Source organism: Pantoea sp. Z09 (assembly GCF_022394795.1).
In the GTDB taxonomy this organism is placed as follows: domain Bacteria; phylum Pseudomonadota; class Gammaproteobacteria; order Enterobacterales; family Enterobacteriaceae; genus Pantoea; species Pantoea latae.
The window spans coordinates 1979876-2002399 of record NZ_CP092373.1 but is presented as its reverse complement, the minus strand read 5'-3'; the positions used below and the strand labels follow the sequence as shown (position 1 = coordinate 2002399).

The 22524-nt window shown below is 61.8% G+C and carries 24 protein-coding genes; 17 read left to right on the top strand and 7 right to left on the bottom strand.

What is annotated here, in order from left to right; translation table 11 throughout:
• Position 1 precedes the first annotated feature (1 nt).
• The 10 genes from pqqF (at position 2) to MC269_RS09525 (ending at position 8861) form a co-directional block, all read left to right on the top strand.
• Positions 2-2296, top strand: coding sequence for a pyrroloquinoline quinone biosynthesis protein PqqF (gene pqqF, locus MC269_RS09570; RefSeq protein WP_239952226.1), 2295 nt, complete (start codon positions 2-4; stop codon positions 2294-2296).
• A gap of 116 nt (positions 2297-2412) precedes the next feature.
• On the top strand, positions 2413-2997 hold the full coding sequence (locus MC269_RS09565; RefSeq protein WP_239952225.1) for a YceI family protein: 585 nt from the start codon (positions 2413-2415) through the stop codon (positions 2995-2997).
• A gap of 464 nt (positions 2998-3461) precedes the next feature.
• Complete coding sequence (locus MC269_RS09560; protein WP_239952224.1) at positions 3462-4442, top strand: 6-phosphofructokinase; 981 nt, start codon at positions 3462-3464, stop codon at positions 4440-4442.
• 10 nt (positions 4443-4452) lie between these two features.
• Positions 4453-4767 carry a PTS sugar transporter subunit IIB gene (locus MC269_RS09555; protein WP_239952223.1) on the top strand — a complete coding sequence of 105 codons (315 nt, stop codon included), beginning with the start codon at positions 4453-4455 and terminating at the stop codon, positions 4765-4767.
• Positions 4760-6127 (top strand): PTS sugar transporter subunit IIC, encoded by a 1368-nt coding sequence (locus MC269_RS09550; protein WP_239952222.1) that lies wholly within the window; start codon positions 4760-4762, stop codon positions 6125-6127. The genes MC269_RS09555 and MC269_RS09550 overlap by 8 nt, the downstream gene beginning before the upstream one ends.
• Positions 6114-6956: a class II fructose-bisphosphate aldolase gene (locus MC269_RS09545; RefSeq protein WP_239952221.1), complete on the top strand. Its 843-nt coding sequence runs from the start codon at positions 6114-6116 to the stop codon at positions 6954-6956. The genes MC269_RS09550 and MC269_RS09545 overlap by 14 nt, the downstream gene beginning before the upstream one ends.
• Before the next feature lie 59 nt (positions 6957-7015).
• Complete coding sequence (locus MC269_RS09540; protein ID WP_239952220.1) at positions 7016-7285, top strand: hypothetical protein; 270 nt, start codon at positions 7016-7018, stop codon at positions 7283-7285.
• Between the two features lie 9 nt (positions 7286-7294).
• Positions 7295-7732 carry a PTS sugar transporter subunit IIA gene (locus MC269_RS09535; protein WP_239952219.1) on the top strand — a complete coding sequence of 146 codons (438 nt, stop codon included), beginning with the start codon at positions 7295-7297 and terminating at the stop codon, positions 7730-7732.
• The gene (locus MC269_RS09530; RefSeq protein ID WP_239952218.1) at positions 7729-8325 is read left to right on the top strand and encodes an ATP-binding protein; all 597 of its coding nucleotides are present in this window, start codon (positions 7729-7731) and stop codon (positions 8323-8325) included. Before MC269_RS09535 ends, MC269_RS09530 begins: the two co-directional genes overlap by 4 nt.
• Before the next feature lie 107 nt (positions 8326-8432).
• Positions 8433-8861: a thiol-disulfide oxidoreductase DCC family protein gene (locus MC269_RS09525; RefSeq protein ID WP_081137544.1), complete on the top strand. Its 429-nt coding sequence runs from the start codon at positions 8433-8435 to the stop codon at positions 8859-8861.
• An 11-nt stretch (positions 8862-8872) separates the two neighbouring features.
• Here MC269_RS09525 and MC269_RS09520 read toward each other — a convergent pair whose 3' ends face one another.
• Complete coding sequence (locus MC269_RS09520; protein ID WP_239952217.1) at positions 8873-9196, bottom strand: cupin domain-containing protein; 324 nt, start codon at positions 9194-9196, stop codon at positions 8873-8875.
• 138 nt (positions 9197-9334) lie between these two features.
• Here MC269_RS09520 and MC269_RS09515 point away from each other — a divergent pair, with 138 nt between their 5' ends.
• The gene (locus tag MC269_RS09515; protein ID WP_239952216.1) at positions 9335-9973 is read left to right on the top strand and encodes an RpiB/LacA/LacB family sugar-phosphate isomerase; all 639 of its coding nucleotides are present in this window, start codon (positions 9335-9337) and stop codon (positions 9971-9973) included.
• A 38-nt stretch (positions 9974-10011) separates the two neighbouring features.
• On the opposite strand, the gene MC269_RS09510 is transcribed toward MC269_RS09515, so the two are convergent.
• From MC269_RS09510 to MC269_RS09485, 6 genes are read right to left on the bottom strand one after another with little or no spacing between them, the layout of a single operon-like run.
• Entirely contained in the window at positions 10012-10776 is a 765-nt protein-coding gene (locus tag MC269_RS09510) for an ABC transporter ATP-binding protein (protein ID WP_239952215.1), read from the bottom strand.
• Positions 10777-10786: 10 nt separating this feature from the next.
• Entirely contained in the window at positions 10787-11653 is an 867-nt protein-coding gene (locus MC269_RS09505) for an ABC transporter ATP-binding protein (protein ID WP_239955100.1), read from the bottom strand.
• Positions 11625-12530, bottom strand: coding sequence for an ABC transporter permease (locus MC269_RS09500; RefSeq protein WP_239952214.1), 906 nt, complete (start codon positions 12528-12530; stop codon positions 11625-11627). Before MC269_RS09500 ends, MC269_RS09505 begins: the two co-directional genes overlap by 29 nt.
• Complete coding sequence (locus MC269_RS09495) at positions 12527-13552, bottom strand: ABC transporter permease (RefSeq protein ID WP_239952213.1); 1026 nt, start codon at positions 13550-13552, stop codon at positions 12527-12529. The genes MC269_RS09500 and MC269_RS09495 overlap by 4 nt, the downstream gene beginning before the upstream one ends.
• Positions 13549-15180, bottom strand: coding sequence for an ABC transporter substrate-binding protein (locus MC269_RS09490; RefSeq protein WP_239952212.1), 1632 nt, complete (start codon positions 15178-15180; stop codon positions 13549-13551). Before MC269_RS09490 ends, MC269_RS09495 begins: the two co-directional genes overlap by 4 nt.
• Positions 15181-15237: 57 nt before the next feature.
• Positions 15238-16392 (bottom strand): mandelate racemase family protein, encoded by a 1155-nt coding sequence (locus MC269_RS09485; RefSeq protein WP_239952211.1) that lies wholly within the window; start codon positions 16390-16392, stop codon positions 15238-15240.
• Between the two features lie 324 nt (positions 16393-16716).
• On the opposite strand from MC269_RS09485, the gene MC269_RS09480 reads away from it, so the two are divergent.
• From MC269_RS09480 to MC269_RS09455, 6 genes are all read left to right on the top strand, one after another.
• Positions 16717-17541 carry an MBL fold metallo-hydrolase gene (locus tag MC269_RS09480; protein ID WP_239952210.1) on the top strand — a complete coding sequence of 275 codons (825 nt, stop codon included), beginning with the start codon at positions 16717-16719 and terminating at the stop codon, positions 17539-17541.
• Positions 17542-17640: 99 nt separating this feature from the next.
• Positions 17641-18756 (top strand): ABC transporter substrate-binding protein, encoded by a 1116-nt coding sequence (locus MC269_RS09475; RefSeq protein WP_239952209.1) that lies wholly within the window; start codon positions 17641-17643, stop codon positions 18754-18756.
• A 127-nt stretch (positions 18757-18883) separates the two neighbouring features.
• Positions 18884-19291, top strand: coding sequence for a DUF2231 domain-containing protein (locus MC269_RS09470; RefSeq protein WP_081137559.1), 408 nt, complete (start codon positions 18884-18886; stop codon positions 19289-19291).
• 11 nt (positions 19292-19302) lie between these two features.
• Positions 19303-20595, top strand: coding sequence for a sorbosone dehydrogenase family protein (locus MC269_RS09465; protein ID WP_239952208.1), 1293 nt, complete (start codon positions 19303-19305; stop codon positions 20593-20595).
• Between the two features lie 635 nt (positions 20596-21230).
• Entirely contained in the window at positions 21231-21860 is a 630-nt protein-coding gene (locus MC269_RS09460; protein ID WP_239952207.1) for a DapH/DapD/GlmU-related protein, read from the top strand.
• A gap of 38 nt (positions 21861-21898) precedes the next feature.
• Positions 21899-22513 (top strand): glutathione S-transferase family protein, encoded by a 615-nt coding sequence (locus tag MC269_RS09455; RefSeq protein ID WP_239952206.1) that lies wholly within the window; start codon positions 21899-21901, stop codon positions 22511-22513.
• The last annotated feature ends 11 nt before the right edge of the window (positions 22514-22524 follow it).

Sequence of the window (22524 nt, the reverse complement as noted above, 5' to 3'; positions counted from 1 at the left end):
CATGGTCGAGACGCGTCAGCTGCGGCTGCATAACGGCCTGCGCGTTACGCTGATCCATCAGCCCGACGCACAGCAGGCCGCCGCGCTGGCGCAGGTGGCGGTGGGTAGCCATGACGAGCCTGACCGCTGGCCTGGGCTGGCGCACCTGCTGGAGCACCTGCTGTTCAGCGACAGCGCCCGCTTTCAGGGCGACGAACGGCTGATGCCCTGGGTGCAGGCCGCCGGCGGGCGGCTCAACGCCACCACGCTGCCGCGCAGCAGCGCCTGGTTTTTCGAAGTGGAGCCTGCGCTGCTGGCTGAGGGCGCGGCGCGGCTGGCGGATATGCTGGCCGCGCCGCAGTTCCCGTTCGAGGCGATCGCCCAGGAAGCAGCGGTGATCGACGCTGAATACCGGCTGATCCAGCAGCACACGCCATCGCGTCGCGAAGCCGCGCTTTATACGCGCGTCAGCGCGCCGTCCGCTTTTCAGCGTTTCCACATCGGCAGCCGCGAGGCGTTTGGCGACGATATGCCAGCGCTTAAAGAGGCGCTGCATCAGTTTCATCAGCGTTTCTTTGTCGCCGGCGAGACGCAGCTCCTGCTGCAGGGGCCGCAGTCGCTGGCGGCGCTGGAACAGCTGGCGCACGATTTTGCCGGGCGGCTGCCGTCGGGCAGAGCGACACCGCGGGCAGAGGAGATTCGTTTTCTCGCGCAGGCGGATATCGCGCTGACGACCCACAGCCCTGGCGCGCTAGGGATCTCCTTTTACCTGCACGATTTCACGCCTGACGTTCGTGACAACGTCACCTTATTGCGCGAGTTTTTGCAGGATGAGGCGCCAGACGGCGCGATGCATAGCCTGCGCCAGCAGGCGTGGGCGCAGCAGCTGACGTTCAGCTGGCTCAGCCTTGACGCGACGGGCAGCTGGCTGGCGTTGCAGTTCGACACCGAGCAGCCCGACGCGGTCTGCGCCTGGCTTGCCCATGCGCTGCGCGCGCTGGCGCACACCTCATCTGCACAGCGCGCGCACTATTTGCAACTGGCGCAGCAGCGCTTCGCCGCGCTCACGCCGCTCGATCAGCTGCGCGAACGGGCGTTCGGCTTCGCGCCGCCCGCGCAGACGACGCATTTTAGCGCGCTGCTGCGGCAGTTAGCCCAGGCGCCGCAGGCGCGGCTGTGGAGCGCTGCCAGCGTGCAGGGCGAGGCGACAGAGACGCAGGGCTTCAGCCTGCAGCTGCAACCCTGGACGCCGGGCCACTTTCACGGGGCGCTACCGCCGCTGCGTTTCCATCCGCTGGCGCACCGGCACGCTGAGCCGACGCCGCCCGCCGAGCGCGCGCCGCTGATCTCGCTGGCAGGGGACGCGCCCGCGACGCTGCTGCTGCGCCCGCCTTTTTTCACTGCGGTGAGCCCTGCGGACGCCGCCGCAATCGACCGCCGCCTGCGGCCGCTGTTCGCGCTGCTGCGTCATCAGGGTGGCGCGGGCAGCTGGCGCGAGGCGCAGGGCGTCTGGCAGCTTGAGGCGCAGCTGCCGGCAGGCAGCGAAGGCTGGCTGGCGTCGCTGCCGGACGCGCTGCGTCTGGACGGCAGCCCGCCTGCGGAGCCGCCGCCGGACGATGTGGCGATCCGCGAGCTGCTGCGCCGGCTGCCGCAGGCGGTTGCCGCACGCTCTGCCACCGGCAGCTGGCGCGCGGCGCTCTATGGCGGTTCGCCCGGGCAGCAGGCGCTTATCGCGCAGTGGCTGGCGCCGCTGGCTGGCGAGGCTGAGGATCCATGCCCGGCGCCTGCAGCCGGCCGGCGTCTGACTGTCGCCCATCACAGCCGCGAGGGTGCGCTGCTGCTGTTTTTGCCTGCGCCGCCTGAGGTCTCGCTGGCCGCGCTGCGCGCGCTGGCGCTGCTGATGGAGCCGCGCTTTTTTCAGCGCATGCGCGTCGAGCAGCAGATTGGTTATGTGGTCAGCTGCCGCTATCAGCGCTGCGCCGACCGCGACGGCATTCTGTTTGCCCTGCAGTCGCCGGATGTGGCGACCGATGCGCTGCGGGCGCAGTGCGAAACCTTTTTGCAGCAGTTCGTCATCACGGAGGAGGCAGAGAGGCTGGCGACCCTGCAATCGCGCCTCTGCGCCCAGCTAACGGCCGTGTCGTCCAGGGTGGATAAGTTACAGAGTGCGCTGCGCCAGGCGCGCGGCCTGCGCGATCTGGACCAGGCGTCAGTGGATGCGCTCACGCCGCAGGCGCTGCGTCAGGCGCAGGCGCAGCTGGTTCTCGAATGGCCCGGCGCGGTGGCACTGGAAACGCGTTGCGTCGAAACGCAATAGTCACGCCAGGATATTGCTGAATTTATTTGAAAATTAAGACCAAAACTCTTCACTATATCTGCGCCGGGGTTTCAGAGACACTCAAAAGGATTCGGCTGTTTTAAAAGGAACCTAAAGTGAAAAATTTTAAACGTCTTGCGCTGCCGCTGCTGGCCGCTTCTGCACTCTACGCCCCGCTGTCACAGGCGGCTGCTCAGCACTACGACCTTAACCCAGAGCATACCTCGGTCATCGTCACCTGGACCCACTTTGGCTTTTCCCATCCCACCGCGGATATTCCTGACAGCAAAGGCACACTGGTATTCGACAGCGAAAATTCCACCGCCTCGCGCGTTGACGTCACGCTGCCTGTCAGCCAGATCGACAGCCATGTCCCGGCGCTGACCAAAGAGTTTAAAGGCGCTGAGTATTTCGATACCGCGAAATACCCGACCGCCACCTTCCACAGCACCAAAGTGGTCGCGAAGGGCGACAACAAATTTGACGTAGAGGGCAACCTGACGCTGAAAGGCATCACCAAACCGGTTACCCTGCACGCCACGCTGAACAAGCAGGGCGAGCACCCGATGGTGAAGAAGCAGGCGATTGGCTTTGATGCCACCGGCACCATCAAGCGTTCTGACTTCAAACTGGATAAATATGTTCCTGCCGTCGGCGACGACGTAACGCTGACTATTTCCACCGAAGCCTACGCAAAATAAGTTTTTTGCCTCTCTCTCTGACGCTGGAGAGAGAGGTTTTCCCCATCCTTATCCTCGATATATCTCTTTTAACTGCTGGCGCTAAAACCGGTTAACGCTGACAACCTGTTGCACAGTAAATCATCACACCTGAAATAAAAACGGCGCGTTAAATAAGCCTGCGCCCGTTAAAAATGAGGCGAGAATCACAAATCCGCACGATCGTTGTTAAGGCGAAGTCACCTCCCCACCTCAGACGAAAATAAGCAAGCTTATTTTTATCCAACCAGATGAATATTCATCAAAAAAAGCCTTTTTAGCATGATTTTATATTGTGATGATCCTCTCAAATATTGGTCTTTCAAAGGCCGTGTCAATCTTGCGCCATGCGTAATCTCTCCCTGATTTGTGATATTCGTTGCAAATTTAAAGCCCCTGCGTCGGAACAATAGCCTCAGACCGGATGACCTCAGTGAGGGGGCAGAATGCGCATTGGCATAGTGATAAGCGGCGGCGATGTCGCCGGGATTAATAATTTTATCTTTCAGGTGGCGCGACTGGCGCAGGCGGAGATGGTGTTATTTAACGGCGGCATTCCCGGCCTGCTGGAAAATCGGCATCAGGAGATAGGCTGGCGCGAGTTAATAGACTATTCCGTGGCATCGATTCCGCTGATGCAGTCCGGCAGAACTGAAAAAAAATTAGCGCACAGCGACTATGAGCGCATTGCCCGACAGCTTAAGGCGCTGCGCGTAGAGATATTAATACTGGCGGGCGGCGATGGCTCGCTGCAATTTCTGCATATTCTGAGCGAATTTGGCGTTAACTGTTTCGGCGTCGGCATGACCATCGACAATGACGTGTTCGGCAGCGACTACACCATCGGCTTCTCCACCGCCTGCGAACAGGTGCTGAAAGAGGTGGCGAAGCTGCGTAACACCGGGCGCGCGCTGCCGGGACGCGTCTTTATGGCAGAGCTGCTGGGCGGCTTTTGCGGCGAGCTGACGCTGCAGTCGGCGATCAAAAGCAACGCCGACTTCGCGCTGATCCCGGAGAGCCAGATCCCGGTGACGCAGCTGGCCGACCGCATCCGGGCGCGGCTGGAGGTGCAGAACAGCGTGGTGATCCTCTGCTCCGAGGGCTATACGCGCGAATATTCGCCGGGCTTCCAGGGCGCTATCGACACGCTTATCAGGCAGCTGGAGCCGCTGACCGGCGTGCGTATTCGTAAAACCATTATTGGATACGGCCTGCGTAACGGCGATCCCACCTGCGAAGAGATCTATCAGGGCGCCATTATGGCGGCGGAAGTGGTGCGTTGTATTCAGTCGGGCATGCGGAATAAAGCGGTCATTATTAACGGCAGCAATAAACCGATTCCGATTGATTTAATCAGCATGAAAAAACGTCTTGTCGATACCGAAGGGCACTATTACAAACTCGCGAAACAACTGAATATCGTCTGAGGAGAGAGCCATGCTTAAAATTTTATGTGTCTGCGGCTGCGGACTGGGGTCCAGTTTTGCTATCGAAATGAGCGCAAAGGCGGTATTAAAAAAGCTGGAAATTGACGCCGACATCGATCACACCACCATCTCGGAAGCCAACGCTTTTAAGTCCGACATTATTCTGACGCAAAAAGCCTTTGCCGACGTATTAAATGCCGACGCCACGCCGGAAGAGATGAAGCGCGTCATTGTGCTGAATCGTCTTACCGATAAAGGCGAGATTGAAGAGAAGATCCTGGCGTTTTTAAAAGATCGCAGCGCGAAGGTTGTTAATCATGAATAGCGTCATTAATTTTCTGGTGAAAGATTTACTGGGCCAGGCTTCGATTCTGATCGCCTTTATTGCGCTGATCGGCCTGCTGCTGCAGCGTAAATCGGCGGGGAAAGTGGTGGAAGGCACCTTTAAAACCCTGCTGGGCTTTTTGATTATGATGGCGGGCATTAATATTATCGTCGGCGCGCTCACCTTCCTGAACACCATATTTACCCACGGCTTTGGCATGCAGGGTTATATTACGGACGTGGCGGCAATCGCCGGGCTGGCCAACCGCGAGCTGGGATCGGAAGTGGCGCTGACCCTGCTGGTGATCTTTATCGTCAATATTATTATCGCGCGCGTCACGCCCTTTAAATATATCTTCCTTACCGGCCAGGCGCTGCTGTGGATGGCCACCATCGGCACCGTAATCGGCTATAAGGCGGGGCTGACCGGACTGCCGCTGATCCTGACCGGCGGCATCTTCGGCGGCGTAATGGCCGTGGTGATGCCCGCGCTGGCACAGCCGATTGTGCGCCGCATTACCGACTCCGACGATATCGCTCTCGGCCATTTCTGCACCATCGGCTATCTGGTGCAGGCGGCGGTGGCGAAGGTGATCGGCAAAAGCTCCCGCTCGACGGAAGACCTCAAGCTGCCGGACAACTTTAAATTCCTGCAGGACACCTACCTCGCGATGGGCATCGTTATGGTGCCGATGTACCTCATCCCGGCGCTGGCCGCCGGTCCCGCCTTTATTGCCCAGTACAGCAACGGCATGAATTACCTGATGTACGCCTTTATGCAGGCGATGCAGTTTGTCGCTGGGGTCTTCGTGCTCTACAGCGGCGTGCGGCTGCTGCTCAATGAGCTGGTGCCGGCGTTTCGCGGCATCGCGATGCGGCTGGTGCCCAACGCCAGACCGGCACTCGACTGCCCGGTGCTGTTTCCCTATGCGCCGAACGCCGTCATCGTCGGCTTTCTCGCCACCACGCTCGGCTCCATCATCGGCATGATCGTCTTTCCCCTGTTCGGTCTGGCGATGATCCTGCCGGGTTTGCTGACTAACTTTTTCGCCGGCGGCGCGGCCGGGGTGTTTGGCAACGCGCTGGGCGGCCGGCGCGGCGCGATGATCGGCGGCGTGGTGCACGGCCTGTTCATTACGCTGCTGCCCGCCATTCTGGTGCCGATGCTGGAAAGCTACGGTTTTACCGGCGTGACCTTCAGCGACGCCGACGTCATCAGCACCGGCCTGGTGCTGGGCCACGCCTTCCAGGGCAACTGGCTGTTCGTCGCGCTGTTCGTGCTCTTTATTACCCTGATCGCCTGGTTTGTTAACGGAAAATCCACTAAGCCCCGTGAGGAAAAACTCCATGAGTCTGTATAACTTTACCGATCTGCTGCAGGTGGCTAAACAACGCGAATTCAAAGCGCTTGGCTCCTTTAATTTGCACTGTCTGGAAATGCTGCCCGCTTTTTTTAAGGCGGCGGAAAAGACCAACAGCCCTTTAATGATCCAGATTTCCACCGGCACCGCGAAATACTTAGGCCATCGGCTGCTGGTGGATGCGATTTGTTCGCTCTCGGCGAGTAAAAATGTGCCGACCTGCCTGCATCTCGATCACTGTTCAGATTTAGAGGCGATTCAGACCGCGATCGACGCGGGATTCAGCTCGGTAATGTATGACGGCTCGCATCTGCCGATTGAGGAGAATATCGCCAATACGCGCCGCGTGATCGATATGGCGCGCCCGCGCAACGTCTCGGTCGAGGCGGAGCTGGGGGCAATCGGCGGCTCGGAAGATGGCAAGGTGGTGGCGATGGAGGCGATTGCCTTCACCACCGTAGAGGACGCCCGGCGCTTCGTGCATGAAACCGGCGTCGATATGCTGGCGATCTCCATCGGCACGGTTCACGGCCTCTACACCGGCAAGGCGCATATCCAGCATCAGCGGCTGGCGGAAATCACTCACGCCACCGCCACGCCACTGGTGCTGCACGGCGGCACCGGCGTCAGCGACGAGGATATGCGGCTGGCGGTGCGTAGCGGCATCGAGAAGGTCAATGTCGGCACCGAAATGAACGTGCAGTGGGTGGCGCGCTGTAAACAGACCTTTGAACAGGGCAAGGTCAACGACAGCGTGCGTAATTTTCTGGTGCCGGCCAACGACGCGGTGACCAACGTGCTGGTCGAGAAGATCCAGCTGTTCCGTTAATTCGCCTGATTTCCGATTAAACCAGTAATGACCCGGCGCGAGTCGGGGCAGGAGAGGCTATGTTTGGATTTATGAAAAAGTCAGCCCCCGATAAGGGCGCGGATGAAGCGGACATCGATCGTCAGGCGGCGCAGCTGAGCGCTGAAATAGGCGCGCTGGAGCAGCGGCTGGAGATGAACGCGCGCGACGGCGAGGCGCAGAAGCAATTAATGGTGGTCTATAACCGGGCGCTGAGCCTGTTCGCGAAAAGTCGACGTCACCGCGATGAGATAGATGGCCTGTTCGTCAAAATGGATGCGTTGCGCACGCTGACCCGCAAGTCGATCTGAGGAGACCTGATGAGTATTAAACAGGGTTTACAGGAGGCGGGCGCCATCCAAATCGGCGTCAGAGCCGACGACTGGCGGCAGGTGATCGCGCTGGCGGCGCAGCCGCTGATCCGCGGCGGCTATGTGAAAGCCTCCTATCCCGAGGCGGTGATCGCCAATACGCTGACGCACGGCGCCTACTACGTGTTTGAGGAGGGGATCGCTATTCCCCATGCGCGGCCGGAAAGCGGCGTGGTGAAAGACTGCTTTAGCCTGCTGCTGCTGGCGGAGCCGATCTCGTTTGAGGGCAGCGACAAAGCGGACATCGTGATTATGTTCGGCGCGCGCGACAGCAACGCGCACATCGAAGAGGGCATCCGCGCCATTGTGTCGCTGCTGGATAATGAGACGACGCTGACGCGGCTGCGCCAGGCGAACAGCGTAGCGGAGGTGATCGACATCCTATGACACGCGCGACACATTCCAGACAGGTGGTGCTGGTGAACGGCATTCCCGCTTCAGGCAAGAGCAGCCTGACGCGCACGCTCGCCGCGCGGCTCGCTCTGCCGGTGCTGACGCTCGACAGCATTAAAGAGCCGTTTATGGCGAGCTTCGCGCCGGTCGATCGACAGCGTAATCGTCAGCTGGGCTGCGCAGCCTATCAGGCGATCTGGCAGATTGTCGCCCAGGCGCCGGCTGGCTGCGTCTACCTGATCGACGCCTGGTTCGGTTTCCAGCCGAAAAGCGCGCTGGAGCAGGGGCTGGCAAGCGCAGGCGTCAGTCGGGCGCTGGAGCTGTGGATGGCGATCTCTCCTGACGAGGCGGTCGCACGCTATCAGGCGCGGCTGTCGAGCCGCATGCCTGGCCATCCCGGCGCGGAATATCTGCCGGAGCTGCGGCGGCTGGCGGAGCAGGCGCAGCCGATGGGTGCCGGTCCGCTGCTGCGGGTCGACGCCTGTCAGCCGGACACAGAAGGGGCGGAACGCTGGCTGCGGCAGCAATTACTGCCGCCGCGCACCACTTTATTTGCACCCGATAACTCACTGTATCAGCAGGGATAACCCTCAACCGGCCGCCGCGCCGGTTTTTTTATCCCTTGTAATCGCTTGACGTATGAGCAGTTAATGACCGTACTTAATCATTAACCGTCATCTAAAAGGAGAGGATTATGTCACTGCCACCCTTTCTCAAACCGGGCGAAAAAGTCGTGCTCTATGACGGCGTGTGCAAAATCTGCAATGGCTGGGTTAACCTCTTGCTGCGCCTGAAGCTGTCGCGCCGCGTCCGCTTTGCGGCGGTGCAGAGCGAAGAGGGCAAGGCGCTGCTGCGCTTTGCCGGACTGCCTGATGAAAATATTCGCACCATTGTGCTGATCGACGGCGACCGTCACTGGATCCGCGCCGAGGCGATTCTGCGCGTTATGCGGCTGCTGCCTTTTCCCTGGGGCCTGCTGTCGCTGCCGGGCCTGTTTATTCCCCATTTCATCAGCAACTTTTTTTACAACCGCATCGCCCTGAACCGCTACCGGCTGTTTGGCCGCTATGACACGCAGCATCCGGTGACCTCAGATTATCCGGGGCGCTTCCTGCACGCCTGAGGCGCGGCGACTCAGGAGAGAAAATCGTCACGCTGCGGGGTAAAGGTATCCAGCAGCGTGCCCGCCTCCAGGCAGAGGCAGCCGTGCACCACGTTTGGCCCCTTATACAGGGTGTCGCCCGCGCCGACTTCCTGCGTCACGCCATCGATGGTAAAGGCGAAACGTCCGCTTAACACATAGGTCAGTTGCTCATGAGGATGATGATGCAGCGGCCCGACCGCGCCTTCTTCAAAGGTGACTTCCACCGCCATCATTGCGCCGCCGTGTGCCAGCACGCGTCGCGTAACGCCGTTACCGGCTTCTTCCTGCTGAGTCTGGGTTCGGTAAACAAACATCTCTGCTCCTCCGCGATAAAAAGCGATGCGCTGTTGTTTTTGTGAAGTGACTCACACCACGGCGCGCGATTAACCCATGCACTTTAGCCGCTTTTGATTAAAATGAAACGATGTTTCATAAATACTTAAGGGCAGATCATGAAAATCGCATTAATGATGGAAAACAGCCAGGCCGCCAAAAACGCGGTGGTGCGCAAGGAGCTGGAAAACGTGGCGCAGCCGTTAGGCCATCAGGTCTTTAACGTCGGCATGAGCGACGAACAGGATCACCATCTGACCTATATTCATCTCGGCATCATGGCCAGCGTGCTGCTCAACAGCAAGGCGGTCGATTTCGTTATCGCCGGCTGCGGCACCGGACAGGGCGCGCTGATGTCTCTGAACCTGCATCCTGGCGTGGTCTGCGGCTACTGCATCGATCCGGCGGACGCCTATCTTTTCGCCCAGATCAACAACGGCAACGCGCTGTCGCTGCCGTTCGCCAAAGGCTTCGGCTGGGGCGCGGAGCTGAACCTGCGCTTTATTTTTGAGAAAGCCTTCACCGGCGAAAAAGGGCTGGGCTATCCGCCGGAGCGTAAAGAGCCGCAGGTGCGCAACGCCGGCATCCTCAATCAGGTTAAAGCGGCGATGCTGAAAGAGAACTATCTCGACACGCTGCGCGCGCTGGACCCGGAGCTGGTGCGCACCGCGCTAAGCGGCCCGCGCCTGCAGCACTGTTTGTTCGAGCACGGCCAGGTGCCGGACATCGCCGACTTCGTGCGTCAGATTACCCAGTAACGCTCTCTCTGCGCGCGGCGTCTGCCGCGCGCTTCTCTTTATACCTCTCTTGCCAGCGCCGGATTGTAGTGACGGCTCGCCTTAACCAGCATGCGCGTATAGGGCATCGCCGCGCGGTTGGCCACCAGCGTCGGCACGTCCAGCGTCTCCAGCACGCGCCCCTGCTGCATCACCGCCACGCGATGACAGAGATGCGCCACCACGCCTAAATCATGGGTCACCATCAGGTAGGTGAGATTTGCCTGCTGCTGCAAATCGCTCAGCAGGTTAAGGATCTCCGCCTGCACCGAGACGTCGAGCGCCGAGGTCGGCTCATCCAGCAGCAGCACGCGCGGCTCGAGGATCAGCGCGCGCGCAATGGCGACGCGCTGGCGCTGACCGCCGGAGAGCTGGTGGGGATAGCGCGTCTGCCAGGCGCGATTGAGTCCGACCTTCTCCAGCATGGCGACCACGCGCGCCTGGCGCTGGCCGATACCGTGGATCAGCAGTGGCTCCTCCAGAATATCGCCGATGGTGTGGCGCGGATGCAGCGAGCCGTAGGGATCCTGAAACACCATCTGCACCCGTCGGCAGCGCGCGCGATCGAGGCGGCGCCCCAGCGGCTCGCCGGCGATCGCCAGCTCGCCCTGCCAGTGGGTAAACAGCCCCGCCAGACACTTCAGCACCGTGGTCTTGCCGGAGCCCGATTCGCCCACCAGGCCAAAAATTTCCCCTTCGCTGACGCGCAGCGAGACAGCAGACAGCACCTGGGTTTTGGCCGCCGCTTCGCCAAAGCTGAGATTCAGCCCCTCGACAGTGATCATGTTGCGCTCCTTATTCATATAGCCAGCTCGCCTGGCGCTGCAGCACCGGCAGACGGCTGCGACGACGATCGATATCCGGCAGCGCCGCCAGCAGGCCCTGGGTATAGGGATGCTGCGCCCGGTCCAGATCGGCCGCCGCCAGCGATTCCACCACGCGGCCGGCGTACATCACCAGCACCCGGTCGCAGAAGCTGCGCACCAGGCTGATGTCGTGGCTGATGAAAATCAACCCCAGCCCGCGCGCTTTGACCAGCTCATCCAGCAGCGCCAGAATCTGCAGACGCACCGAAACGTCGAGGGCGGAGGTGGGCTCGTCGGCGATCACCAGCTCCGGCTCGGTGATCAGCATCATGGCGATCATCACGCGCTGCCCCTGGCCGCCGGAGATCTCATGGGGATAGAGCCGATAGACGCGCGCCGGCTCGCGAATGCGCACCACCTCCAGCATCTCCAGCGCGCGCCTTTTCGCCGCAGCTTTTTCACCGCGATGGTGGCTGCGCCAGGCCTCGGCGATCTGCTCGCCGACCGGCAGCACCGGATTAAGGGAGTATTTCGGGTCCTGCATAATCATCGAGATGCGCCGGCCGCGCACCGCGCGCATCTGCGCCGGGCTGGCGCGCAGCAGATCGAGGTCGCCGAACCGCATGCGCGCCGCCTCGACGCGCGCCTTCGCCGGATGCAGCTGCAGCAGGGCGCGGCCCACGGTGGATTTGCCGGAGCCGGATTCGCCGACGATCGCCAGCTTCTCCCGGCCAAGCTGAAAGGAGACGCCGCGCACCGCCGGGGTGCTGTGACGTCCGTTAACAAAATCGACGCGCAGATCGTGCACGTCCAGCAACGGCGCGCCGTTACTCACTGCGGGGATCGAGCAGGTCACGTAGGCCATCTCCTAAGAAGTTGAACGCCAGGCTGTTGATCAGGATCGCCAGGCCCGGCACGGTCACTACCCACCAGCACTCCAGCATGTAGGTACGGCCGCTGGCGATCATCGCGCCCCATTCCGGCGCGGGCGGCTGCGAGCCGAGGCCGAGAAAGCCGAGCCCGGCGGCGGTGAGGATAATGCCCGCCATATTCATGGTGATGCGGATAATCACCGAGGGCAGGCAGTGCGGCACGATATGGCGCCACAGCACGCGCAGCGGCGACGCGCCCTGCAGCCGCACGGCGGAGATAAAGTCCGCCTGACGCAGGGAGAGGGTTTCGGCGCGCGCCAGACGCGCGATGGGCGGCCAGGCGGTGAGGGTAATGGCGATCACCACATGTTCCAGCCCAGGGCCAAGCGCGGCAACGAACGCCAGCGCCAGCACCAGGCTGGGAAACGAGATAAAGATATCGGTGACGCGCATCAGCGCCGCGTCCACCTTGCCGCCGAAATAGCCGGCGGTGACGCCCAGCAGCAGCCCGATTGGGCCAACGGTGACCGACACCAGCAGCACGATATAGAGCGTAATGCGCGCGCCCCACACCAGTCGGCTGAAGATATCGCGCCCAAACTCGTCGGTGCCGAACCAGTGCTGCGCGCCGGGCGGACTGAGGGCATTGTCGAGATCCTGCACCAGTGGATGATAAGGGGCGATCCACGGGGCGAACAGCGCCGTCAGGCAAAGCAGCAGCACGATGGTGCCGCCGATAGCGGTCAGCGGATTGCGGGCCATGCGCAGCAGAAAATGGCCGGCGCGCGCGGCGCAGCGCTGACAGCGCGCCAGCCGTTCGCGCGCGCGGCCGGTTGTCGGCGTATCGATCGATAGCGTCATACTTTGGTCCTCGGATCAAACACCTGATAGAGCAGGTCGGAGAGCAGATTGAGCAGCACGAAAATCAGGCCGACCACCAGCACGCAGCCCATCACCGCGTTCATATCCCCCAGCATCAGGCTGCCGGTGAGATAGGAGCCGAAGCCGGGCCAGGAGAAGACCGTCTCGATCAGCACCGCGCCCTCCAGCAGCGAACCGTAGGCGAGCGCCACCACCGTCAGCAGCTGCACCAGGATGTTGCGGAAGGCGTGCTGCCAGATTACCTGCCACTCCGTCAGCCCTTTGACGCGCGCCGTCAGGATGAACTCCTGCGACAGCTGCGCCAGCATAAAGCTGCGCGTCATGCGGCTGATGTAGGCGAGAGAGTGAAAGCCGAGCAGCGAGGCGGGCAGCACCAGATGATTAAGGGCGTTCCAGAACACCGTGCCGTTGCCCGCCAGCAGGGCGTCCACCAGCATCAGGCCGGTGCGGCGCGGCACCACGCCGTCGAGGCTGAAATCGATGCGGCCCGCGCCGCCGACCCAGCCGAGATGCGCATAGAAGAGCAGCAGGCCGACCATGCCGACCCAGAAGATCGGTGTCGAGTAGCCCGCCAGACTGACCACGCGCACCGCATAGTCGATCGCGCCGTTGCGCCGCGCCGCGGCGATAACGCCGAGCGGCACGCCGAGCCCGGCGCCGATCACGATCGCCAGCGTCGCCAGCTCCAGCGTGGCGGGAAAGACGCGCAGAATATCCTGACTGACGGGCTGGCCGGTGAGCAGCGCATGGCCGAGATCGCCGTGCAGCAGGCTGTTCAGGTAGATGCCAAACTGTGCCCACAGCGGCTTGTCGAAGCCGAGCTGATGATAAACCTGCTGATAAGTGGCGTGATCGGCGTCCGGGCCGACGATCGCCAGCACCGGATCGAGCGGCATCACGCGGCCGATAAAAAAGGTGAGCAGCAGCAGGCCGAACAGGGTGATGAAGACCTGGGTGGCGCGCCTGCTGACGCGGCGCAGCTGGGGAAGAGCGGCGATCATGGCGTGCCTCCTGCCAGGCTTTCTGGCGTTTTCCATACGTCGCGCAGGAACGTGGTGGCGGACGGATGCGGCTGATAGGCCTGGACGCGGTTGTTGACCACCACGGAGTCGACCATCTGCGAAATCGGCATCAGTGCCGGGATCAGCTGGTCATAGCGCTGCTGGATGGCGAAATAGGCCTGCTGCTGCTTCGCGGCGTCGCGCTCCGTCAGCGCCTGGTCGATCATGCGGTTGAGCTGCGCGTCGTAGAAGCTGGTGCGCCAGCCCTGGAAATTGGTCAGCCGCGCGCTGTCGGCGTTGTCGGGGTTGTAGACCAGCGAGCGCAGGCTGGAGTGGGGATGTGGCTCGACGCCGCTGCCGCCGCGCCCCACCAGCAGGCCGAACTGCCGATCGCGCATCGCGCCGTAAATCTGGTTGCCGGTGCCGGTGATCATGCGCGCGCGGATCCCCGCCTGCATCAGCGTCGACTGAATGGCGATGGCGACGTTAAGAAACGGCTGATCCGCCAGCACGCGCAGCGTGGTGTCGAAGCCATCGGGATAGCCCGCCTCCGCCAGCAGCGCGCGGGCGCGCGCAATGTCGAGCCGATAGCCGGGATCGGGCAGCGTCGCCGGCATGCCGGACTGGATAGGGCGCTGATGCAGCACGCCGTAGCCCGCCATCAGGGTTTTGTTGATGCCCTGATAGTCCACCAGATAGCGTAGCGCTTCGCGCACCTTCGGGTTGGCGAAATGGGCGTCCTTCATGCTCATCGCCAGGTAGTAGATCGTGCCGCGCTGCACGCTGTCGATGCTCAGGTCGGGATCGTCGCGCAGGGCGCGCACGTCCGGGATTGCCATATTGCTGGCGATATCGAGATCGCCTTTCTCCATCATCAGGCGCAGGGTCTGCGACTCCTGCAGATGACGAAACACCACGCGCTGCATTTTCGCCGCGCCGCGCCAGTAGTCCGGCGCGCGGCTCATGGTCAGCACATCTTTCGCCTGCCAGCCGTCAAGCCGGAACGGGCCGGAGCCCGCCTCATGGGTGGTGAGCCAGCGGTTGCCCCAGTCGTTGTTGACGGCGTGCGCCTGCACGGTCTTGCTGTCGAGCACCACCATGCTGCCGAGCGCGGCGAGGGAATAGAGCACCAGATGGGGATCGTTGGGCTTCGGCAGGCGGATCACCAGGGTGCGTGCGTCGGGGGCGACGATCGCCTGGTCGACGTTAGCTTTACTGAAGCCGTAGGATTTCCACACCGACGCCTGCGCCAGGTTGAGATGCAGCACGCGGCGCATCGACCAGCGCGCGTCGGCGCTGGTCAGCGCGTTGCCGGAGTGAAAGCGCACGCCGTCGCGCAGCCGGAAGGTGAGCGTGCTGTTGTCGGGGCTGATGTCCCAGCTCTCCGCCAGCGCAGGCCGCACGTGGGTCAGCTGCTGCGGATCCAGCTCCACCAGCCCGTCGTAGAGATTGACCACCATGCCGACCACCTCGTTGCCGGTCATGGCGGCGGGATCGAGCGTGAGCAGATTGTTCATATTCATGCCGACGATCAGCTGGTCGTCAGGCGTATTTGCCTGGAGCGACGCGCTGCCCGCCAGCAGCAGCAGCGTGGCGAGCCACGCGCCGCAGCGGGTGCGGATAGTCATAAAGTAAGTCCAGCAGGTCAGAGGTTTATAGTTGTTTGCTGTACTTCTCTCTCAGCGTTACCAGCGGTTCAGCGTATGGGTTTCAATCCAGCTGAAATTAATGTCTTCGCCGAGGCCGGGTCGCGTCGGCAGCTGCACATAGCCCGCGTCGTCCATCGGATCGATCAGGCTGTTCAGGTACGCGGGCGGTTGCTCATAGTCGAGGAACGGATGCAGCAGGCCGCGCTCGTACCAGCGGCAGTTGCGGATCGCCCCAACCACCGCCAGGCTGGCCGCGCCGTTGCCATGCACCTCGCAGTCCATGCCGAACGCCTCCGCCAGGCTGGCGACCTTCATGGTGGCGCCGATGCCGCCGACGCCGTTGGCTCCGGCGCGCAGAATGTCGCAGGCCCCGGCGCGCACCCAGTCGGCGCGGCTGTGATGTTTGCCGCCGAGACTCTCCGGCCCCAGCACGTCGATGCTGAGGTTCTCCGCCAGCCAGGCGTAGGAGGCCATGCTCTCTTCCTCCATCGGCTCTTCGAACCAGCTGAAGTTAAGCTTCTCCAGCGCCTTGCCGATGGTGAGCGCCTCGCTGCGGCTATACCAGTGGTAGCCGTCGAGCATCAGGGCGATATCGGGGCCCACCGCTTCGCGCACCGCGGCGCACGCCCTGATATCCATCTGCGGGCTGGGCGCAAATGCCACCGGCGGCATCCAGGTGTGTAGCTTGATCGCTTTATAGCCGCGCGCTACCAGTTTCTCCGCGAAGCGCGCATAGTCGTCCGGCGTCGACAATCCGCCGGGCAGCTCGTCGCCGCACATGGTGCTGCCGTAGGCGGGCACCCGTTCGCGATAGCCGCCGAGCAGCTTGTGCACCGGCTGCTGCAGCCGACGGCCAATCAGATCCCACAGCGCCTGCTCCACGGCGGACAGGGCGCGCTCGGTGAGCTGATGCGCGCTGCCGCGCTGCCAGTGCGCCAGATCCTGCCACAGCCGCTCGCGATCCATGGCGTTCTGCCCGATCAGCACCTTGCGGAAAAAGGCGTTGACCACATGCGGGCGGATCACCTCCGGCGGCGCAAAGGCGTAACCGCTGTGACCCTCCTCGGTGGTCAGGGTCAGCAGCGCCATCTGCGCCTCGGTTTCGTCGCCGGGATGAGAGTGTCCGGCGCTGTCGGCATGACGCCGGCTGGGATAGGTAAACTGGGTGACCTCAATGGCGCTGATCTTCACGGCACAGGCTCCTTATGCGGCTGCTGCTGCTATTGTGAAATAAAAGTAAAACGGCGTTTCATTTCGTAATCTAGCCTTCACAGATTGTTTACGCATTAGCCAAAGCGGGGTAAATGCAGCCGCATATTTGGGCAGCCGCACAGCCTGATGTGAACAGATTCACGAAGACCGGTGGATTTGTGAGCGAGGCCGCAGTGAAAAACTTCCCCATTGATTGTGCCGCTCACGCTTGCAGATGCGGCAGGGCTGACCATTATTGGTTACATCACCCGTTCATCATTAACCGGCTCTTTCGCCGCGACGGCGAAAGGCAAGGAGAAGACAATGCGCGTTCATCATCTTAACTGCGGCTGTATGTGTCCCTTCGGCGGCGCGCTCTACGACGGATTCAGCCGCTCACCGCTGGCGCACCTTAGCTGCCACTGCCTGCTGCTGGAAACCGACGCCCACGGGCTGGTGCTGGTGGATACCGGCATTGGCCTGCAGGATATGGCGCATCGCGGCCGGCTGTCGGGTTTTTTCCGGCTGTTCAACAATATTCAGTTCGACCGCAGGCTCAGCGCCTGGCAGCAGATCGTCGATCTCGGCTTTAAGCCCGAGGATGTGCGCCATATCATCCTGACGCATCTCGACTTCGATCACGCGGGCGGCATCAGCGACTTTCCGCAGGCGCGCGTGCATCTGCTGCAGCGAGAGCTGGAGACCGCGCCGCAGCGCCAGAGCTGGCTGCAGCGGCAGCGTTTTCGTCCCCAGCAGTGGGGCAACCACAGCGGCTGGCGCGGCTACGCCGCCGGCGGGGAGCGCTGGTTCGGCTTTGACGCGGTGCGGGCGCTCGACGATCTCAACGATGAGGTGCTGCTGGTGCCGCTGCCGGGCCATACGCTCGGCCACGCGGGCGTGGCGGTGCGGCAGGGCGACGGCTGGCTGCTGCACGGCGGCGACGCCTGGTTTTATCGTGAGGAGATGCGGCAGGCGGAACGCCACTGCACGCCTGGCCTGCGCTTCTACCAGTGGATGATGTGCAGCGATCGCGAGGCCTGGCGCACCAATCAGCAGCGGCTACGCGCGCTCTCGCTGCAGGCCGACGCGAAGGTGACGCTGTTTTGCAGCCATGACCGGCGCGAGCTAGGGCTGCTCGACCACCGGTAAAAACATTTTTCGCTGCCTCTTCTCCTTTAACCCATTTTGCGTGATAGTAACGCCACTTTACATTAATAATTCTCATTATCATTTGTATGGGTTAATTCAATGAAAAAATGGATGTTAGCGCTGGGGTTGCTGTGCATAGCGGGGACGGCTGCGGCCAAAACCATTACCGACGTGGCGGGCCGTCAGGTTGAGGTCGCCGCCGAGTCGAAACGCATTATTCTGGGCGAGGGGCGGCAGATCTATCTGCTGGCGGCGTTCGACACCGAGGCGCCGTTTCAGCGCGTGGTGGGTTGGCGCGACGATTTTCACAAAGCGGACTGGGACGGCTATCAGGCCTATGAAAAACGCTATCCGCAGATCAAGACGCTGCCGACCTTTGGCGGCGCCAAAGACGGCACCTTCAACGTCGAGCAGGCGCTGACCCTGAAGCCCGATCTGGTGCTGATGAATCTGGAGTCGAAAGCAGCGACCGACGAAGGCAAGCTGATTGAGAAGCTGCAGGCGGTTGGCATTCCGGTGGTGTTTATCGACTTCCGCGAAGCGCCAATGGTTAACGCGGAAAAAAGCATCCGCATTATGGGCGAGCTGCTGAATAAGCCCGCGCGTGCAGAGGCGATTATCGATTTCCGCCGCCAGCAGATCGCGCGCGTTACCGCGCGGCTAAACGATTTTCACGGCCCGCGCCCGAAGGTGATGATCGACCGCGCCGGCGGCTACACCGACGAGTGCTGCATGTCGTTCGGCAATGAAAACTTCGGTCAGATGGTGGAGATCGCCGGCGGCAGCAATATCGCGAAGGATCTGATCCCAGGCACCTTCGGCACCCTCAACCCGGAGCAGATTATCGCCAGCCAGCCTGATGTGGTGGTGGTGACCGGCGCCAACTGGAAAAACTATAACACCGTGGGCAAATGGGTCGGCGTCGGGCCGGGCGCCGACGTGAAGGAAGCCGAAGCGCGCCTGAAGCGGCTAATGATGCGCGACGCCTTTAAAACCCTGCCGGTGGCGCACAACGGCCACGCGCACGCCATCTGGCATCAGTTCTACGACAGCCCTTACCAGTTCGTCGCCATTCAGGCGCTGGCGAAATGGCTGCATCCCGATCTCTTCGCCGATCTCGATCCCGACGCCACCTTCCGTGAATTTCATGAGAAGTTTTTACCGCTGCCTTATCAGCCGGGCTACTGGGTCACCCTGCCGGCGGACAAGGGCTGACGGTCAGACTGCGGCAGGGACGCCGCATCCTGTGCGGAAACTTTCCGCACATTTTCTTCATATTTACTAATATTTTACAGGCGCGGCGCATTTATGCGCTGAGACGCCTAATAATATGGAGATGATAATGACCAGAACCTCGGGACGATCGGCTTTCGCCGTGGCGCTTTACACGCTGTTCGAACCTGTGCCGCTCGGTTTTTTCGTGGCGGCATGGATCTTCGACATTATTTACCTGAACAGTTTTGTCGTGGAGTGGACGCACGCCGCCAGCTGGCTGATCGCCATCGGGCTGGTTATCGCCATTATTCCGCGTCTTATCGCCCTGATCGCGCTGTTTCGCGGCCCTGATCGCGCAGAGAAGGTGCATTTCTGGCTCACGCTGCTGGCGATCGTGCTGGCGATCCTGAATGCCTTTGTTCACAGCCGCGACGCTTACGCCGTGGTGCCGTCCGGCGTGATCCTGTCGACCATCGTGGTGGTGCTGATGCTGATCGCCAATGTTCAACTCGCGCTGCGTCAGCGCACGGCATAAGGAGAAGCACCATGAAAAAGCCAACGCTTATTGCCCTGGCGCTGACCGCGCTGCTGGCCGGCTGCGACAGCGGCGCGCAGCTCGACCCGCAGAAGCAGACCGGCCCCAATCCAGAACTGCCGGAAGCGAAAAACTTCTTTATGCCGCCGATGCAGGTGCCGGAAGGGGTGCCGTGGAAGCAGGGCGAGATGCCGAAGGTGGCGCAGGGGCTGAAGATTGAGAAGATCGCTGAGAATCTCAAGCATCCGCGTCAGGTGCTGACGCTGCCGAACGGCGACGTGCTGGTGGCGGAGTCCAACGGCCCGGCCAAGCCCACCACGCGGCCCAAGCAGCTGATTATGGGCATTGTGCAGAAAGCTTCTGGCAAAGGGGGCGAGGGCGGCAACCGCATTACGCTGCTGCGCAACGTCAACGGCAAATGGGAGCAGCACACCTTTATCGAAAACCTCTTTTCCCCCTTCGGCATGCAGCTGATCGGCAACACGCTCTACGTTGCCAACGCCGACAGCCTGGTGAAATTTCCCTATCAGGAAGGGGAAACCGAGATCCGCACGCCGCCGCAGTGGGTGACCGATCTGCCAGGCGGCCCGATTAACCACCACTGGACCAAATCGCTGGTGGCCAGTCCCGATGGCAGCAAGCTCTATGTCGGAATCGGCTCTAACAGCAATATCACGGAAAACGGCATCGGCGCCGAATACCATCGCGCCGCGGTGCTGGAAGTGGACGCCGCCACCGGCGCGACGCGTCTTTACGCCACCGGTCTGCGTAACCCGACCGGCCTGCAGTTTGAGCCGCAGAGCAACCGGCTGTGGGCCATCGTCAACGAGCGCGACGAGATTGGCTCCGATCTGGTGCCGGACTATATGACCTCGGTGCAGGAGAACGGCTTCTACGGCTGGCCCTATAGCTATTACGGTCAGCATGTGGATACGCGCGCCCAGCCGCAGCGTCCCGATCTGGTCGAGAAGGCGATTAAGCCGGACTACGCCCTTAGCTCGCACGTCGCGCCGCTGGGGCTGCTTTTCTACCAGGCGGAGAATATGCCGCAGTATCGCGGCGGCGCCTTTATCAGCGAGCACGGCAGCTGGAACCGCACGCCGCTTAACGGCTATCAGGTGGTGTGGGTGAAATTTGAGAACGGCAAGCCGGTCGGATTGCCGCAGCCGGTGGTCACGGGATTCCTCACCGACGACCAGAAGCAGGTGCGCGGCTTGCCGGTCGGGCTGGCGGCGGATCGCCAGGGCGCGCTGCTGATTGCGGATGACGCCGGCAACACGGTGTGGCGCGTCAGCGCACAGTAGCGGATCGCAGGCATAAAAAAAGGATTTGGCGTCATGGCCAAATCCTTTCTTTTTTTGTTCGCTTAACGGCTGGTGACCGCGCCGCGAACGAGGTGCTCAGCACTCTCCACATCTGCGATTCTAAATAGCGCGGAGAAATATTTCAAGTTTCGGCAAAATACTGTATGGTTATACAGGTGTTGAGCGCGAAGCTGAGCCGACTTGCTGACTGGCCGCTCCCAGGGGCACGGTTTTGAAAATCCCGGCAGGCATCAGGTGGTGCTGGCCTGTGGCTTTAGCAACGAGTGCCGCTCAGCGCTCTCCACAAGATGTGCTTAGGCGCCCGGCGGGTAGAGTCAAAGCCTCGGTAGCCGAACAGCGCGCTCCTGGTAAAGGAGAAGGAAAGTGATGGAACTGATTAGATTGCTCCTGGATCTCATCCGGGTCATCTTGCAGATCATCGTTGCCCTTTTGCAACTGACCGGCCAGGATCACTAGCCGGAACTTGAATAAAGGCGGAGCTAACCACTCCGCCTTTTTTCGTGGTCTCGCCCCCTTGCTGTCTTCTGCCTGTCATCTCTGCCCGTTACCGTCAGCGCTGATTCCGGCGCGCGTAATGCGCGACTTATCCAGATATCCGACCAGACGAGGCCTCTATGTCTTTGCACGCTCTCTCTTCCGCTCCACTGCAGCAGACGGTTATCCACGACAGCGTGCGCATGCGCGACACCCACGTCGGGCAGCAGTGCGAGATCCTGGCGCACAGCTATCTTGAGTACAGCACGCTGGGGGACTTCTCCTATATAGGTGAACATTGCCACGTGGCGGACGCGCAGATCGGCCGCTTTACCGCTATCGCCAACCAGGTGCGGCTTGGCGCGCCGAATCATCCAGTGGATCGCGCCTCGCAGCATCGCTTTACCTACTGCCCGGAGTACTACGACGCCGACGCGACGCGTGACAGCGGCTTTTTTGCCGATCGCCGCGCCGCGCGGGTGACGATCGGCAACGACGTCTGGATAGGCCACGGTGTGATTGTGCTGCCTGGCGTGACCATCGGCGACGGCGCGGTGCTGGCGGCGGGCGCGGTGGTGACAAAAGATGTGTTGCCCTACAGCATCGTGGGCGGCGTGCCGGCGAAGCCGATCCGCATGCGCTTTACCCCCGCCATCGCCGCGCGCCTGCAGCGCATCGCCTGGTGGCAATGGCCGCTGGAGAAGCTGATGGCGAACCTGGCAGATTTTCAGTCCGGCGACATCGAGCGCTTCTGCGAACGCCACGGCTGACTACACTTATTCGGTCACAACCCGAACAGGAGAAGGCTATGTTCACGCTCTACGGCGCGCCGGGATGGGGATCGGCGATTAGCGAACTGATGCTTTGCCTCTGCGATGAACCCTATCGCTGGGTAGATGTCTCCGGCTTCGACCAGCCAGGCGAGGCTCGCGATCGGCTGCTGGCGCTTAATCCGCTGGGCCAGGTGCCGACCCTGCAGCACGCGGATGGTCGAGTGTTGACGGAGAGCGCCGCCATTGCGCTACTGCTGGCGGATCGCCATCCTGCGCTGATCCCGTCGGCTGGCGATCCGCAGCGCGAGCGCTTTTATCACTGGCTGGTCTGGCTGGTGGCGAATATCTATCCCACCTTTACCCTCGGCGACTATCCGCAGCGCTGGACGACCGCCGGTGCGCAGGAGCTGCGCCAGCGCGCCAGCGCCCATCGCGAACAGGGGTATCGCTGGCTCGAATCGCAGATCGGCGAGGGCGAGTATCTGCTCGGTGATAACATCACGCTGCTTGATGCTTATCTGCCGGTGCTGGTGCGCTGGCAACCGCGTGAAGCCTGGTTTCAGGTAAATACCCCGAAGCTGTGGGCGATTGCTCAGCGCGTGAAAGCGCGAGAAGCGCTGCAAACCGTGGTGGCGCGCAATGAGCTGTAGGCGCGCGCTGC